Here is a 14,209-nt window from a genome sequence, read left to right as displayed (position 1 = left end):
GTCCTGTCTGCCATCGACGCACAGAACGAGGAGCAGCTGACACGTGTCTGACCAGGACCAGCCTGTGACCACCCCTGAGGCCGGGGCCGAGGCCCACATCGGCCACCCGAGCGGCGAGTACGGCGCCAGTGACATCACGGTGCTGGAGGGCCTGGAGGCGGTGCGCAAGCGCCCGGGTATGTACATCGGATCCACCGGCGAGCGCGGTCTGCATCACCTCGTCTACGAGGTGGTCGACAACTCCGTGGACGAGGCCCTGGCCGGCTTCTGTGACCACATCGAGGTCACCATCCAGGCCGACGGCGGACTCAAGGTCGTTGACAACGGCCGCGGTATCCCGGTGGATGAGCACCCCACCGAGCACCGGCCCACCGTCGAGGTGGTCATGACCGTCCTGCACGCCGGCGGCAAGTTCGGAGGTGGTGGCTACGCCGTCTCCGGCGGTCTGCACGGCGTGGGTATCTCGGTGGTCAACGCCCTGTCCACCCGCGTGGACACCGAGGTGCGCCGCCAGGGCCACGTGTGGCGCATGAGCTTTGGCGACGGCGGCCACCCCAAAACCCCTCTCGTCATGGGTGAGGAGACTGAGGCCACCGGGACCACCCAGATCTTCTACCCCGACCCCGAGATCTTCGAGACGGTCCAGTTCGACTACGAGACCCTGCGCCGTCGGTTCCAGCAGATGGCCTTCCTCAACAAGGGCCTGCGCATCACGCTGACTGACGAGCGCGAGGGCGTCAACGACGACGGCGACGAGATCACCGGGGACGAGGCCGGCACCGCCGACGACCCGGTCAAGGGCAAGCGCCAGGTCTCCTACTGCTACGCCAACGGCCTGCACGACTACGTCGCCTTCCTCAACAAGTCGAAGAAGGTCGAGCTCATCCACCCCGAGATCATCGACTTCGAGGCGGAGAAGGCCCTGGACGAGACCCACGGCATCAGCCTGGAGATCGCCATGCAGTGGACGAGCGCCTACTCCGAGTCCGTCCACACCTACGCCAACACGATCAACACCACCGAGGGCGGTACCCACGAGGAGGGCTTCCGCACGGCCCTGACCACGCTCATCAACAAGTACGGGCGCGAGAAGGGCCTGATCAAGGACCGCGACGACAACCTCACCGGTGACGACATCCGCGAGGGCCTGACCGCCGTCATCTCCGTCAAGCTCTCCGAGCCTCAGTTCGAGGGCCAGACCAAGACCAAGCTGGGCAACACCGAGGCCCGCACCTTCGTCCAGCAGACCGTCTACGACCGCCTGGGTGACTGGCTCGACTCCCACCCGGCGGACGCCAAGGCCGTCATCACCAAGGCCAGCCAGGCCGCGGCCGCGCGCGTGGCTGCCCGCAAGGCCCGCGAGGCCACCCGTCGCAAGGGTGTGCTGGAGTCGGCCTCGATGCCCGGCAAGCTGCGTGACTGCTCCTCGCGCAACGCCGCCGAGTGCGAAATCTTCATCGTCGAGGGTGACTCGGCCGGTGGCTCCGCCGTGGGTGGGCGCGACCCCGAGCACCAGGCGATCATGCCGATCCGAGGCAAGATCCTCAACGTGGAGAAGGCGCGCCTGGACCGGGCGCTGTCCAGTGACACGATCCGCTCTCTCATCACCGCCTTTGGGACTGGTATCGGTGAGGACTTCGATATCTCCAAGCTGCGCTACGGCAAGATCGTCATCATGGCCGACGCCGACGTCGACGGCCAGCACATCGCGACCCTGCTGCTCACGCTGCTCTTCCGCTACATGCGTCCCCTCATCGAGCAGGGTCACACCTATATCGCCATGCCCCCGCTGTACCGCCTGAAGTGGTCCAACGCCGAGCACGAGTTCGCCTACTCCGACGCCGAGCGCGACCAGCTGCTCCGGGCCGGGGCCGAGGCCGGTCGCCGTCTGCCCAAGGAGGGCGGCATCCAGCGCTACAAGGGTCTGGGTGAGATGAACGACCACGAGCTGTGGGAGACCACCATGGACCCCGCCGCCCGCATCCTCAAACAGGTCACCCTCGATGAGGCCGCGGACGCGGACGAGACCTTCTCCATCCTCATGGGAGACGACGTCGAGCAGCGTCGCTCCTTCATCCAGCGCAACGCCGCTGACGTGAGGTTCCTCGACATCTAGCCCGCAGCCAGGTGACCGACCCGGTCACCGCGAGATGCGGCGTCGAGAGACCAGACCTGACTTGACCAGCAAAGGAAACCCGTGAGCGACGAGACCACCCCGATCAGCGAGCAGACCCACGACCGCATCCAGCCGGTCGACCTCCAGATGGAGATGCAGCGCTCCTACCTCGACTACGCCATGAGCGTCATCGTGGGGCGTGCGCTGCCGGACGTGCGCGACGGCCTCAAGCCCGTCCACCGCCGCGTCCTGTACGCCATGTACGACGGCGGCTACCGCCCCACCTCCTCCTTCTCCAAGTCCTCCCGCGTGGTCGGTGAGGTCATGGGCAACTACCACCCCCACGGCGACGCCGCGATCTACGACGCCCTGGCGCGCCTGGTGCAGTGGTGGTCGCTGCGCTACCCGCTGGTGGCCGGCCAGGGCAACTTCGGTACCCCCGGCAACCTGGGGCCGGCCGCGCCCCGGTACACCGAGTGCAAGATGGCGCCGCTGGCCATGGAGATGGTCCGCGACATCGACGAGGAGAGCGTCGACTTCCAGGACAACTACGACGGGAAGAACCAGGAGCCGACCATCCTGCCGGCCCGCTTCCCCAACCTCCTGGTCAACGGCTCCGAGGGCATCGCGGTGGGTATGGCCACCCGCATCCCGCCTCACAACCTGCGTGAGGTCGCTCGCGGTGTCCAGTGGTTCCTGGAGCACCCTGACGCCTCGCGCGAGGAGCTGCTGGAGGCGCTCATCGAGCGCATCCCCGGCCCCGACTTCCCCACCGGCGCCACGATCCTGGGTCGGCGCGGCATCGAGGACGCCTACCGCACCGGCCGCGGCTCGATCACCCAGCGCGCGGTGGTCAACGTCGAGGAGATCCAGGGACGCCAGTGCCTGGTGGTCACCGAGCTGCCATACCAGGTCAACCCGGACAACCTTGCGGACAAGATCGCCCAGCTCGTGCGTGACGGGCAGGTCGGCGGCATCGCTGACATCCGTGACGAGACCTCGGGCCGCACCGGTCAGCGTCTGGTCATCGTGCTCAAGCGCGACGCCGTGGCCAAGGTGGTCCTCAACAACCTGTACAAGCGCACCCAGCTCCAGGACAACTTCCCGGCCAATATGCTCGCCCTGGTTGACGGCGTGCCGCGCACCCTCAGCCTGGACGGCTTCGTGCGCCACTGGGTCAACCACCAGATCGACGTCATTGTGCGCCGCTCCCGCTTCCGCCTGCGCAAGGCGCAGGAGCGCCTGCACATCCTCGAGGGATATCTCAAGGCCCTGGACGCCCTGGACGCCGTCATCGCCCTCATCCGCCGCTCCCAGACGGCTGACGAGGCCCGTGGGGGCCTCATGGGCCTGCTGGGCGTGGACGAGGTTCAGGCTGACGCCATCCTCGCCCTCCAGCTGCGCCGTCTGGCTGCCCTGGAGCGCCTCAAGATCCAGCAGGAGGCCGAGGAGCTGCAGGCCAAGGTCGCGGACCTGAAGGACATCATCGCCTCCCCCGAGCGCCAGCGCGGCATCGTCTCCGACGAGCTGGCTGAGATCGTGGAGAAGTACGGCGACGAGCGGCGTACCCGTATCGTGCCCTTCGACGGCGAGATGAGCATGGAGGACCTCATCCCCGAGGAAGAGGTGGTCGTGACCATCACGCGCTCGGGCTACGCCAAGCGCACGCGTACTGACGCCTACCGCTCCCAGCACCGTGGGGGCAAGGGCGTCAAGGGCGCTGCACTGCGTGAGGACGACGTCGTCGACCACTTCTTCGTCACCACCACCCACCACTGGCTGCTCTTCTTCACCAACCTCGGCCGGGTCTACCGGGCCAAGGCCTACGAGCTTCCTGAGGGCGGGCGTGACGCCAAGGGTCAGCACGTGGCCAACCTGCTGGCCTTCCAGCCCGGCGAGGAGATCGCCCAGGTCATGGAGCTCAAGGACTACGAGCAGGCCGACTTCCTGGTGCTGGCGACCAAGCGTGGCCTGGTGAAGAAGACGCGCCTGAGCGAGTACGACTCCAACCGCTCCGGCGGCGTCATCGCGATCAACCTGCGTGAGGACGCGGATGGCAACCCTGACGAGCTCGTCTCGGCGCGGCTGCTGTCCGAGGGCCAGGACCTCCTGCTGGTCTCCCGCCACGGCCAGTCCGCCCGCTTCCACGCCTCCGACGACGTCCTGCGGCCCACCGGCCGCGCCACGAGCGGCGTGACCGGTATGCGGTTCCGTGACGGCGACTGGCTGCTGGCGATGGACGTCGTCGACCCGCAGTGGACTGACGCGGACCTGTTCGTGGTCACTGAGGGCGGTTACGCCAAGCGCACCAACGTGGCTGAGTACCCGACCAAGGGCCGTGGCGGCCTGGGGGTCAAGGTTGCCAACCTGGTGGAGGAGCGCGGCGACCTTGTGGGCGCGCTGGTCACGGCGCCCAGCGACGAGGTGCTGTGCATCATGGAGTCGGGCAAGGTGGTGCGCTCCCGTGTGGACGAGGTCTCGGTGACCGGCCGCAACACCCAGGGCGTCACCTTTGCCAAGCCCGACGACGGCGACCGCATCATCGCCGTCGCCCGGAACACCGAGCGCGAGCTTGACGGCGACGACGAGCCTGCCGCTCCTGCGGATCAGGCTCAGGACGCGGTAGCGTTGAGCGAGGACGACGAGAGTGAGGACCAGGCATGAGCAAGCCGGAAACCCGCCACCCTGCCGGTGAGTCCGGCACGGCAGACAGCGCCGACATCGCCCAGATGCCGAGCTCATCGACCAAGCCTACGGTGACCGGTCCGCGCCGGGTGCGACTGGCCCTGACCCGGGTCAGCCCCTTCTCGGTGATGAAGGTGGCCTTCCTGCTGAGCGTGGCCGGGGGCATCATGCTCGTGGTGGCAGCAGCCTTCGTGTGGTTCATGCTCGACGCCATGCACGTGTTCTCCACCATCCAGAACCTGGTGGGTACGGTGATGGAGTCGGAGTCGAACTCCTTCACCGCGCTGCTGGAGTACATGAAGTTCTCCCGGGCTGTGTCCATGGCGACGATCATCGCCGTCATCAACATCATCCTGACCACGGCGCTGGCGACCGTGGGCGCTTTCCTCTACAACGTGACCGCGGCACTCGTCGGTGGGGTTCATCTCACACTGGCAGACGAGTGATTGGATTTGGTCACCTGAGATCGGGTGGGTTAGTCTCTTCCGGTCGCAAGGGCCTATAGCTCAGTTGGTTAGAGCGCATCCCTGATAAGGATGAGGTCGCTGGTTCGAGTCCAGCTAGGCCCACCACCCGCGGTGGAACGATGAGGAGGGTTCATGAGGAACCGGCCGCTCGTGCTAGCCGCGGTTTTCTTGTCCCTGGCCGGGGCGGGCTACGCCGCCTGGCTCAGGTACGAGTCAGAGCGGATGATCCGGGCGCCGTGGACTGAGGTCGACTGAGTCCGGCCAGGCACGGGATCGCTGCGACAACTACATCGGGGCCATGGCGCAATTGGTAGCGCACCTGCTTTGCAAGCAGGGGGTTACGGGTTCGAGTCCCGTTGGCTCCACCACCACGATCCCCCGGCCCGCTGAGGTTCCGGGGGATCGTCGCTTCAGGTCCGGAACAGTCGGAACAGCCAAATCTCGCCCGTGCGTGGCGTCCTCACGGCTCCCTTTTCCCTCGGTTGAGGCCCGCGGCAGTCGGTCCCCGGCTCTGAACACCCCGGTGCCCGCCCCATTTTGCTCGGTTGAGGCCCGCGGCAGTCGATTCCATCCCGGGGAGCATAGGGATCGACTGTTAAGGGCCTGAAGTGACGGGAAGTTGGGGGATCGTGGCTCCGGTGCGCACTGACTGCGACTGTTGACGGCCTGAAGTGATGGGGGGAGCAGTTCGTCATCCACACTGTGCACTGCTGTGGTTCCACGCCGTCCCCAGCTGTGGCTCGAGGGATTCTTGTCATTCTCGAGGCGTCATCACTCGCAATTGTCCCCAGCTGTGGAAAGGCCTGTGGAGAACTACACGAATGTCATTCCACAGGGTTACCCACAGATGTGGAGGAATAACATCGCTGTGCTTCGGCTGGCCTGTGGATAACGTGGGGGACGAGTGACGGCGCCTGAGAAAAAGGGCTCGGACGCCACGAGGCGCCCGAGCCCTTCGATCGCAGAACCGAGTCACACGAGGAGGTACTTCACCGCAATCAGTGCTACCAGCCCCAGCGCGACTCCCACGCTCCCCCACACGGCCACGGCGCTCCGGCGCTGGCGCGGCGCCCGGGCGTACAGGGAGGCCACCGCCAGGCCGGTCAGCAGGCCACCCAGGTGCCCCTGCCAGGAGATCCCAGCCCCAAGCACCGAGATGACCAGGTTGACCGCCAGCAGACCGAGGATCGCGGAGGTGTCCCGGCCAAAGCGCCGCTGGATGAGGAATACGGCCGCGAACAGCCCGAACACCGCACCTGAGGCTCCCACCGTGAGCGTGATCCAGGATGCCGAGCCTGGTGAGGACAGCAGGTAGATCGCCGTCGACCCTCCCAGGGCGGACAGCGCGTAGAGCGCGGCGAAGCGCCAGCGCCCGAGCAAAGGCTCCAGCGCGCTGCCACAGACCCACAGCGCCCACATGTTGAAAGCCAGGTGCATGAGCGAGCCGTGGAGGAAGGCGGTGGACAGGAACCGCCAGGGCTGAGACAGCGCGACCACGGGCGCGAAGCCGAAGTCCGTGGTCAGGGAAGGGCGCAGCATCTGGATCACGTAGACGACCACGCAGGCCGCGATCAGCCCGGTCGTGATGCGCGCGTCCTGCACCGCCACTGCCCCGAGCACCGTGCGCGTGGGACGCCGCCGCTGCTCGGCCGAACGCACGCAGTCCACGCAGTGGATGCCGACGGCGCTGGGCACCTGGCACTGTGGGCAGGCCGGCCGGTCGCAGCGCTGGCAGCGCACGTAGGAAACCCGGTCAGGGTGGCGTGGGCACACCGGCTGAGTGCCGTTGGCGCTGGAGGCGGCGGGAAGGTCCTGGCTCATGGACGACTCCTTCGGTCAGATGTGGACGACGCCGTCGGACCGGCTGGTCCGACGGCGTCGGCTCAAGATCAGTGGGCACGCCTGTGGTGGCCCCACACGGTCAGTCGCAGCTACTTCTGGACCGTCACCGAGGTGATGACGACGTCCTCCAGCGGGCGGTCACGCGGGTCAGTGGGGACAGCGGAGATCGCGTCGACCACCTTGCGCGAGGCCTCGTCCGCCACGGTGCCGAAGATCGTGTGCTTGCCCTGGAGCCACTCGGTGGGACCGGTGGTGATGAAGAACTGGGAGCCGTTGGTGCCCTTGCCGAAGCGGCGCCCGGCGTTGGCCATCGCCAGCACGTAGGGGGAGGCGAAGGTCAGCGAGGCGTCGATCTCGTCGTCGAAGACGTATCCGGGGCCGCCGGTGCCGGTGCCCAGCGGGTCACCGCCCTGGATCATGAAGCCGGGGATGACGCGGTGGAAGATGACGTTGTCGTACAGAGGAGCGTTGGACTCCTCACCGGTCCGCGGGTCCGTCCAGGTCTTTTCGCCGGTGGCCAGGCCCACGAAGTTCGAGACGGTCTCAGGGGCCTGCTCGGGGAAGAGCTCGAGGCGAATGTCGCCGAGGTTGGTGTGCAGTGTCGCTTCCATGGGCCACATCGTTGCACGCGGGCGCGGCGTCATGGACCGATGACCCCAGATGGAGGCACAGTGTTCACCCCAGGCAAAACAAGGTGACCGTTCTCAGGCGGCTGCCGGCCAGGAGTGGGACCATAGGCTTCAGTCATCATGTGCATGACCGATGTCTCTCTCAGCTAGGAGAAGCCGTGGCTTTCAAGAAGAAGATCGAGAAGAACCTTGACACTGACCAGCTGCGCGCGGAGGCTGCCGCATTCGCGGAGAACGTCGCCGAGCAGGCTGAGCGCGCCGCCGAGTGGGTTGCCCCGCACGTGGTCAAGGCGCGCAAGGACCTGGCTCGTGTGGCCGCCGGCGCTCAGGAGCGCCTGGAGCCGGCCTACACAGAGGCTCGCACCCGCGTGGTCGAGGACTACCTGCCGCGTGCCCAGCGCGCCGCGTCGGCCGCTCAGGCTGCTGCTCAGGCGCCCGGCACCGTGACCGAGCGTGCTCAGCGCGCCGCTGAGGCCGCCCGCCTGGCCGCCGTCGAGGCTCCCAAGCCCCGCAAGTCCCACCGCTTCCTCAAGTGCCTGGGGTGGACCACCCTGGCTGCTGGTGCTGCTGCCGCGGCCTACGTGGTGTGGCGTCGCAGCCAGCCCGTTGAGGACCCGTGGGCCGAGGAGTACTGGGCCGACTCTGACGACTTCGACGCCGCCGAGGCTGTCCAGGACGTCAAGGACCAGGCTGCCGAGGTTGCTGAGGCTGCCGCGGACAAGGCCGAGGAGCTCAAGGACCAGGCTGCCGACGCTGTCGAGGACCTCAAGGACGCTGTCGAGGACTGAGCCTGGCGTGCGCACGCGCCTGTTCGCCACGCGGCCCACGGGGTCATAGGGCGAGACGAGCCTGGCGCGTTCAGGCGCCTGTTCTCTCACGGTCTCGGGCCGGTACGCATGGACGTACCGGCCCGAGACCTGTTTGAGGCCTGTCTCTTGCCTGTGCTGGCGCCGCGGCCCGCCCTTTGCTGACCCCGCCCCGCCCTGCGGTTGCTGCCTCTCCCCTGCGGTTGCCATCTGTGCCAGCCCGTCGTTACCTCTGCGTCGCGGTCGTGGCCCCTGCACGCAGCCGCTACCCCTGCCGGTGCTTCGCTACCCCTACGCCACGGTCGCTACCCCTTCGCTTCTTTTGCTACCCCCTAGCGCGCGCTAGGGGGTAGCGGACGACGCGAAGAGGTAGCGATGGTCAGAAGGGGGTGGCGAAGGTGGGCAGTGGGTAGCGGCGGGAGTGGGTTTGGGCCGTGCAATCGGAGGTCGGTGGTCGTGATGGGGTGGCGGACGACGCCGAGGGATAGCGATGGTGGGGGAGAGGTAGCTGTGACGACGGGGTTGGTGGGCAAGAGGGGGTGGTGATGGGGAGGAGAAGGTGGCGACGGGCAGGAGAGGACGGCGACGGGCAGGATGGGGTAGCGGACGGCGCGAAGAGATAGCGCCAGGAATGGGGTTGGTGCGCGATACGAGGGCACGAGCCACGCCTAGGCTTGGCTCATGACCCACGCGCTTCCCGCCGCCATGATTCCCTTGACCCACGCCGCCACCGAGGGCTCCCCCGTCCTCATGCCCCAGCTGGGCCTGGGTACGTACAAGATCAGCGACGACGCCGTCCAGCCCGTGGTCGAGCAGGGCCTGGAGATTGGCTACCGCCACCTGGACACGGCCCAGATGTACGGCAACGAGGCCGGTGTGGGACGCGCGATAGCGGCGATTGGCCTGCCGCGCGAGGAGCTCTTCGTGACCTCCAAGCTGGACAACCCCCACCACGCGCCTGCGGACGTAGCTCGAACCTTCGAGGAGACCATGGAGCGCCTGGGTCTGGAGGTCCTCGACCTCTTCCTCGTCCACTGGCCGCTAGCCAAGGCCCCCGGGCTCTCGCTGGAGCGAACCTGGGAAGCCATGATCAGGCTGCGCGAGAGCGGGCGCGTGCGCGCCATCGGCGTCTCGAACTACCAGGCGGACCACCTCAGGACGATCATCGAGGCCACGGGTGTGGTCCCGGCCGTCAACCAGATCGAGATCCACCCCTACCTTCAGCAGCGCCAGATGCGCGCTGTGCACGAGGAGCTCGGCATCGTCACCCAGTCCTGGTCGCCGCTGGCCCGCGGCCTCATGGTGAGTGACCCGGTGGTCCAGGCGGTGGCACGTGAGCTGGAGGTCAGCCCCGCCCAGGTGGTGGTGCGATGGCACCTGCAGCATGGGCTGGCGGTCATCCCCAAGTCCGTCCACGCCGAGCGTCTGCGCGCCAACGCGCAGGTCTTCGGATTCAGCCTCAGTGCCGAGCAGATGGAGCAGCTGGACTCCTTGGAGCGCGGCCACCGCACCGGATCCCACCCGGACACGATGCAGCTCTAGCGCCGCTACTGCGCCGCTACCGCGCTCAGGGCCGACGGCGCAGGGCGGCTCGCGCCCTCACGCTCACTTCCAGCGCAGGAGCCCCAGGAACCCGGCCATGATGATGAGGAAGCCGATGTAGAGGTTGCCGTTGACCAGCCAGTCGCTGGCGTGGTGGGCGGTGAAGTAGGGGATCGGGTACTGGCCCTTGAACAGGTAGGTGACTACCACCCACAGCAGACCCACGCACATCAGGCCCACCATCGTGGGGGCGTACCAGCGCGGCGAGCCGGTCTCCTTGACCTTGGTGGGGACGCGCGAGACCCGGTTGGCGGCAGCGCGCGAGGCCTCCAGGCGCTCACGCTCCGCAGCCGCAGCCTTGGCCGGGTTGCCGGAGCGCGCCGGGTCCTTCTTCTTCTCGCTCACGCGGGTCTCCTCGCAGACAGGACGACCGGGCAACCCGGTCGCGTGTTTTCAGCATGGTCCGTGCACAGCCTAGGCCATCCCGGCCGCGGGCCTGAACGCGCCAGGCGGCCTGTTGGTCACGACGTCGTGGCCTTGGTCGCCCCGGGGCCGCCATCTGGGCCTGTCCCCGAGGACTGCCGGCCCGCAACGCCGCCGGTGGGCCAGCAGCGGCTCCGAGCCTGCGCATCGTCGGCGCACAGCCAGGTGACAGTCAGACGGCGGTCAGCAGACGTGGTGGTAGGTCTCCTGCGGGCCCGGAATGAGTCTCACGCAACGTGGCGGCGGCCGATATCGCGGTCTCGGGCCCCTAGACTGACGGGCGGAACACCTATCCAGGAGGCCAGATGTCGTCTCGCCGTCGCCACCAGCGTGCCCGCAAGCGCGGGTCGCTCGACGTCGCCATCCAAAGCGTCGGAGAGCTCCTCATCACCGCGGGGCTCGTCATTGCCCTCTTCCTCGTGTGGCAGTTGTGGTGGACCGGCATCGGGGCGACCAAGCTCGCCAACGAGCACAAGGCGGCCTTCCAGCAGACCCAGGTGGAGTCCCCGCGCGTGGAGGGGACCAAGCACACGGACGCTCCCCCGGTGCCCGCCCAGGTGGGCTACGGCCAGACCATCGGCATGCTGATCGTCCCCAAGTGGTACGGCATCACGAACAACAACATGCCGATCCAGGAGGGCACCGGCGCTGACGTCCTCGACCAGGCAGCGGCCGGCCACTACACGGACACCCAGCAGGTCGGCGAGGTCGGCAACTTCGCCATCGCCGGCCACCGCCGCACCAACGGCAACTCCTTCCGGCGGATTGACCTGCTGGAGGAGGGCGACGAGATCATCGTCGCCACCAAGGACACGTGGTACGTCTACACGGTGACCTCGCACGAGATCGTCCTGCCTGAGGCGGTGGAGGTGATCGCCCCGGTCCCCGGTGACCCGAGCGTGGCGCCGACCGAGCGGTACATCACGCTGACCACCTGCCACTCCCTGACCACCGGCGAGTGGGGCAACGACCACCGGTGGATCGTCCACGCGAAGCTCTCTTACTGGATGCCACGTTCCGAGGGTCGTCCCGCCTCGGTGCTCAACGACCCGGAGGTCAACTGATGTACGGATGGATCTGGCGACACCTTCCCGGCCCGGGTTGGCTGAAGTTCTTCGAGGCGCTGATCCTCATCGCGGCCGTGGTGCTGCTGCTCTTCCAGGTGGTCTTCCCCTGGGCCAACGAGACCTGGCACCTGTCCGGTAACGCGACCGTCTAGCCCGGTTCTCGCTGACCCGCGGCGGAGCCGGCTGGCGTCCAGCGCATAACGGGCCGCTCGGCTCAAAGACCGCGAGCCTGCTGAGCCCCCAGCTGCCGCTGTGCAGACCTACTGAAAGGCCCCCAGCATCACGCTGGGGGCCTTTCAGTGTCTCCTCGCGGGCGGACCCGCAGAATCTCGACCTGAGGAGCCTCAGAGCTCAGGACCTCACAAGCTCAGCCTCAGGACCTCAGGAGCTGGGCCGGCCGGTCGCCCGAGAGTCGGAGGAGGTGGTGACGGTGATCGCCGTGTCCTTGCCGAGCACGGAGCCTGGGTTCGGGCTCACGGAGGTCACGACGCCGTCGTTCGGCCCCTGGATCGTGATGCTCGTGAAGCCAGCGGACTGCAGCGCGGCCACGGCCTGGCTACCGGTCATGCCCAGGATGTCGGAGGGGACGGTCGCGGTGGTCGGCGCGCCGGAGGAGACTACGAGGGCCACCTCGCTACCGCGCTGCACGCTCACACCCGTGCCCGGATCCGTGCGAATGACCTGACCGGCGGCGTAGTCCGTGGACTCCTCCTGGGTCACGTTGCCCACCGCGAGCCCGGCCTCCTGCAGGGCGGAACGCGCCTGCTCCTGGGTCAGTCCCACCAGGCCGTCAGGAACGGCGGTCTGACCGGTGGAGAGCACGAGGTCGATCGTTTCTCCGCGCGAGACGGAGGTGCCCGCCACGGGGTCGGTGCGGATGACGTTGTCCTTGTCCACCGTGCCCGAGTCCTCGGTGGTGACGTTGCCGACCTTGAGGCCGGCCTCCTCCAGGGCCTGCTTGGCCTCGTCCTGCGTCTTGCCGGACACGTCCGGGACGTCGACCATGGCCGAGCCGGAGGAGAAGTGGACGGTGACCTGGGCTCCCAGGACCGCGGAGGTCCCGGCACCGGGATCCGAGGAGACCGCCAGGCCCTCCTCGATGTTGTCCGAGGCGACGTCGTCGCCACGGCGGTAGACCAGGCCAGCGTCCTCGATGGCGCGCTTGGCCTCGGCCTCCGTCATGTTCTTCACGTCCGGCACGGGAGCGCTCGTGGCGGTCGCGGTGGCTGAGGGATCGGGGTCCGATCCGGAGAAGTAGCCGGAGGCGGCCAGGCCGATCACGGTGCCCAGGCCCACGATCATGAGCACGATGAGCAGCCAAATCCACCAGGGCCGGCGCGTGCGTGGCTCCTCGTCCTCCTCCTCACCCGGCAGGTCGAGCGGCGCAGGAGCCGCCGGGATCGTGGTGGTGGCCGGCGCGGGCACGGAATCCAGGACGGTGGTGGACTGGTTCCAGGTGTCCGTGGTCGGCGCGCTCACGGGCAGACCACGGGCGGCGGCCAGCAGGTCGGCGCGCATGTGAGCGGCGTCCTGGTAGCGGTCGTCGCGGTTCTTGGCCAGGGCCTTGAGCACCACGCGGTCCAGGGACTCGGGGATGTCGGCGGCGATGGACGACGGCGGACGCGGCACCTCGCGCACGTGCTGGTAGGCGATGGCGACGGCGGAGTCCCCGGTGAAGGGGGGCACGCCGGTCAGCAGCTCGTAGAGCAGGCAGCCGGTGGAGTACAGGTCGCTGCGGGCGTCGACGATCTCACCGCGCGCCTGCTCGGGGGACAGGTACTGGGCGGTGCCCACCACGGCGTGGGTCTGAGTGACCGTGGCCGTGGAGTCCTCGATTGCCCGGGCGATGCCGAAGTCCATCACCTTCACCGCGCCGGTGGAGGTGAGCATGATGTTGCCGGGCTTGATGTCACGGTGGACGATTCCGGCGCGGTGGGAGTACTCCAGGGCGTCGAGCACGCCCGTGACGATCTCCACCGCCTCGGAGATCGGCACGGCCTCACCCTCGCCGAGCAGCTCGCGCACGGTGTGCCCCTCGACGTACTCCATGACGATGTAGGGCACGGAGTGGACCGAGCCGTCCGGCGCGGTCAGCTCCTCCTCACCCGAGTCATAGACCGCCACGATCGCCGGGTGGTTGAGGGCGGCAGCCGACTGCGCCTCACGGCGGAAGCGGGCCTGGAAGGTGGAGTCACCGGCGATGTCAGAACGCAGCAGCTTGATCGCGATGATGCGGGACAGGCGCTTGTCGTACCCGAGGTGGACCTCGGCCATGCCGCCGCGGCCGATCAGCTCACGGATCTCGTAACGGCCCGCGAGGACCTGAGGAAATTGGCCGGTCACAGTGCCTCCTTCGGTGACGTGACAGATGAGGTAGCGCCGGACCCTGGAGCGCTGTGTGCTGTGGCCAGGGTACCGATCGTGATGATGAGGACAAGGGCGGCGACGAGACCGAGGACGATGAGCGCCGAGATCCGGGTGGGCAGGCCGAGCAGCCCGTTGCCGCTGGAATGGCGCGGAGCCGGCTCATCGAGGGCCGCCTCGGTGCGCGTGCGTGCGGCGACGGCGCTGC

At 67.9% G+C, this 14,209-nt stretch carries 12 protein-coding genes, 2 tRNA genes and 1 pseudogene; 10 read left to right on the top strand and 5 right to left on the bottom strand.

Annotation, left to right across the window (positions count from 1 at the left end; translation table 11 throughout):
- The first annotated feature begins 97 nt into the window (after positions 1-97).
- From gyrB to HMPREF0058_RS01255, 6 genes are all read left to right on the top strand, one after another.
- Positions 98-2,116, top strand: coding sequence for a DNA topoisomerase (ATP-hydrolyzing) subunit B (gyrB, locus tag HMPREF0058_RS01275; protein ID WP_034234912.1), 2,019 nt, complete (start codon positions 98-100; stop codon positions 2,114-2,116).
- A gap of 81 nt (positions 2,117-2,197) precedes the next feature.
- The gene (gyrA, locus tag HMPREF0058_RS01270; protein WP_006547837.1) at positions 2,198-4,780 is read left to right on the top strand and encodes a DNA gyrase subunit A; all 2,583 of its coding nucleotides are present in this window, start codon (positions 2,198-2,200) and stop codon (positions 4,778-4,780) included.
- The gene (locus HMPREF0058_RS01265; protein WP_006547836.1) at positions 4,777-5,247 is read left to right on the top strand and encodes a DUF3566 domain-containing protein; all 471 of its coding nucleotides are present in this window, start codon (positions 4,777-4,779) and stop codon (positions 5,245-5,247) included. The genes gyrA and HMPREF0058_RS01265 overlap by 4 nt, the downstream gene beginning before the upstream one ends.
- A gap of 49 nt (positions 5,248-5,296) precedes the next feature.
- A tRNA-Ile gene (locus tag HMPREF0058_RS01260) sits at positions 5,297-5,373 on the top strand.
- A 27-nt stretch (positions 5,374-5,400) separates the two neighbouring features.
- Complete coding sequence (locus tag HMPREF0058_RS13320) at positions 5,401-5,523, top strand: hypothetical protein (protein WP_006547835.1); 123 nt, start codon at positions 5,401-5,403, stop codon at positions 5,521-5,523.
- 37 nt (positions 5,524-5,560) lie between these two features.
- A tRNA-Ala gene (locus HMPREF0058_RS01255) sits at positions 5,561-5,636 on the top strand.
- Positions 5,637-6,240: 604 nt separating this feature from the next.
- On the opposite strand, the gene HMPREF0058_RS01250 is transcribed toward HMPREF0058_RS01255, so the two are convergent.
- The gene (locus tag HMPREF0058_RS01250) at positions 6,241-7,089 is read right to left on the bottom strand and encodes a rhomboid family intramembrane serine protease (RefSeq protein ID WP_006547834.1); all 849 of its coding nucleotides are present in this window, start codon (positions 7,087-7,089) and stop codon (positions 6,241-6,243) included.
- Between the two features lie 110 nt (positions 7,090-7,199).
- The gene (locus tag HMPREF0058_RS01245; RefSeq protein WP_006547833.1) at positions 7,200-7,721 is read right to left on the bottom strand and encodes a peptidylprolyl isomerase; all 522 of its coding nucleotides are present in this window, start codon (positions 7,719-7,721) and stop codon (positions 7,200-7,202) included.
- Positions 7,722-7,897: 176 nt separating this feature from the next.
- On the opposite strand from HMPREF0058_RS01245, the gene HMPREF0058_RS01240 reads away from it, so the two are divergent.
- Both HMPREF0058_RS01240 and HMPREF0058_RS01235 read left to right on the top strand, forming a co-directional pair.
- Entirely contained in the window at positions 7,898-8,527 is a 630-nt protein-coding gene (locus HMPREF0058_RS01240; RefSeq protein WP_006547832.1) for a hypothetical protein, read from the top strand.
- Between the two features lie 699 nt (positions 8,528-9,226).
- A complete protein-coding gene (locus tag HMPREF0058_RS01235) occupies positions 9,227-10,087 on the top strand; it encodes an aldo/keto reductase (protein WP_006547830.1) in 861 nt (286 codons plus the stop codon).
- 63 nt (positions 10,088-10,150) lie between these two features.
- On the opposite strand, the gene HMPREF0058_RS01230 is transcribed toward HMPREF0058_RS01235, so the two are convergent.
- Positions 10,151-10,492 (bottom strand): cell division protein CrgA, encoded by a 342-nt coding sequence (locus tag HMPREF0058_RS01230; RefSeq protein ID WP_006547829.1) that lies wholly within the window; start codon positions 10,490-10,492, stop codon positions 10,151-10,153.
- A 383-nt stretch (positions 10,493-10,875) separates the two neighbouring features.
- On the opposite strand from HMPREF0058_RS01230, the gene HMPREF0058_RS01225 reads away from it, so the two are divergent.
- Positions 10,876-11,634 carry a class E sortase gene (locus tag HMPREF0058_RS01225; protein WP_006547828.1) on the top strand — a complete coding sequence of 253 codons (759 nt, stop codon included), beginning with the start codon at positions 10,876-10,878 and terminating at the stop codon, positions 11,632-11,634.
- Positions 11,634-11,789, top strand: coding sequence for a hypothetical protein (locus HMPREF0058_RS12520; RefSeq protein ID WP_006547827.1), 156 nt, complete (start codon positions 11,634-11,636; stop codon positions 11,787-11,789). Before HMPREF0058_RS01225 ends, HMPREF0058_RS12520 begins: the two co-directional genes overlap by 1 nt.
- Before the next feature lie 229 nt (positions 11,790-12,018).
- Here the strand turns inward: HMPREF0058_RS12520 and pknB are convergent, their stop codons facing one another.
- Positions 12,019-13,980 (bottom strand): Stk1 family PASTA domain-containing Ser/Thr kinase, encoded by a 1,962-nt coding sequence (pknB, locus tag HMPREF0058_RS01215; protein WP_006547826.1) that lies wholly within the window; start codon positions 13,978-13,980, stop codon positions 12,019-12,021.
- Positions 13,977-14,209 (bottom strand): annotated as a pseudogene (locus HMPREF0058_RS12515) (hypothetical protein); the annotation flags it as partial. The pseudogene HMPREF0058_RS12515 and the gene pknB, both read right to left, overlap by 4 nt.

The sequence above is a fragment of the Actinomyces urogenitalis DSM 15434 genome, from assembly GCF_000159035.1.
Taxonomy (GTDB): Bacteria; Actinomycetota; Actinomycetes; order Actinomycetales; family Actinomycetaceae; genus Actinomyces; species Actinomyces urogenitalis.
Note: the sequence above shows the minus strand (reverse complement) of the source record. Positions and strands in the feature narration are given on the sequence as shown.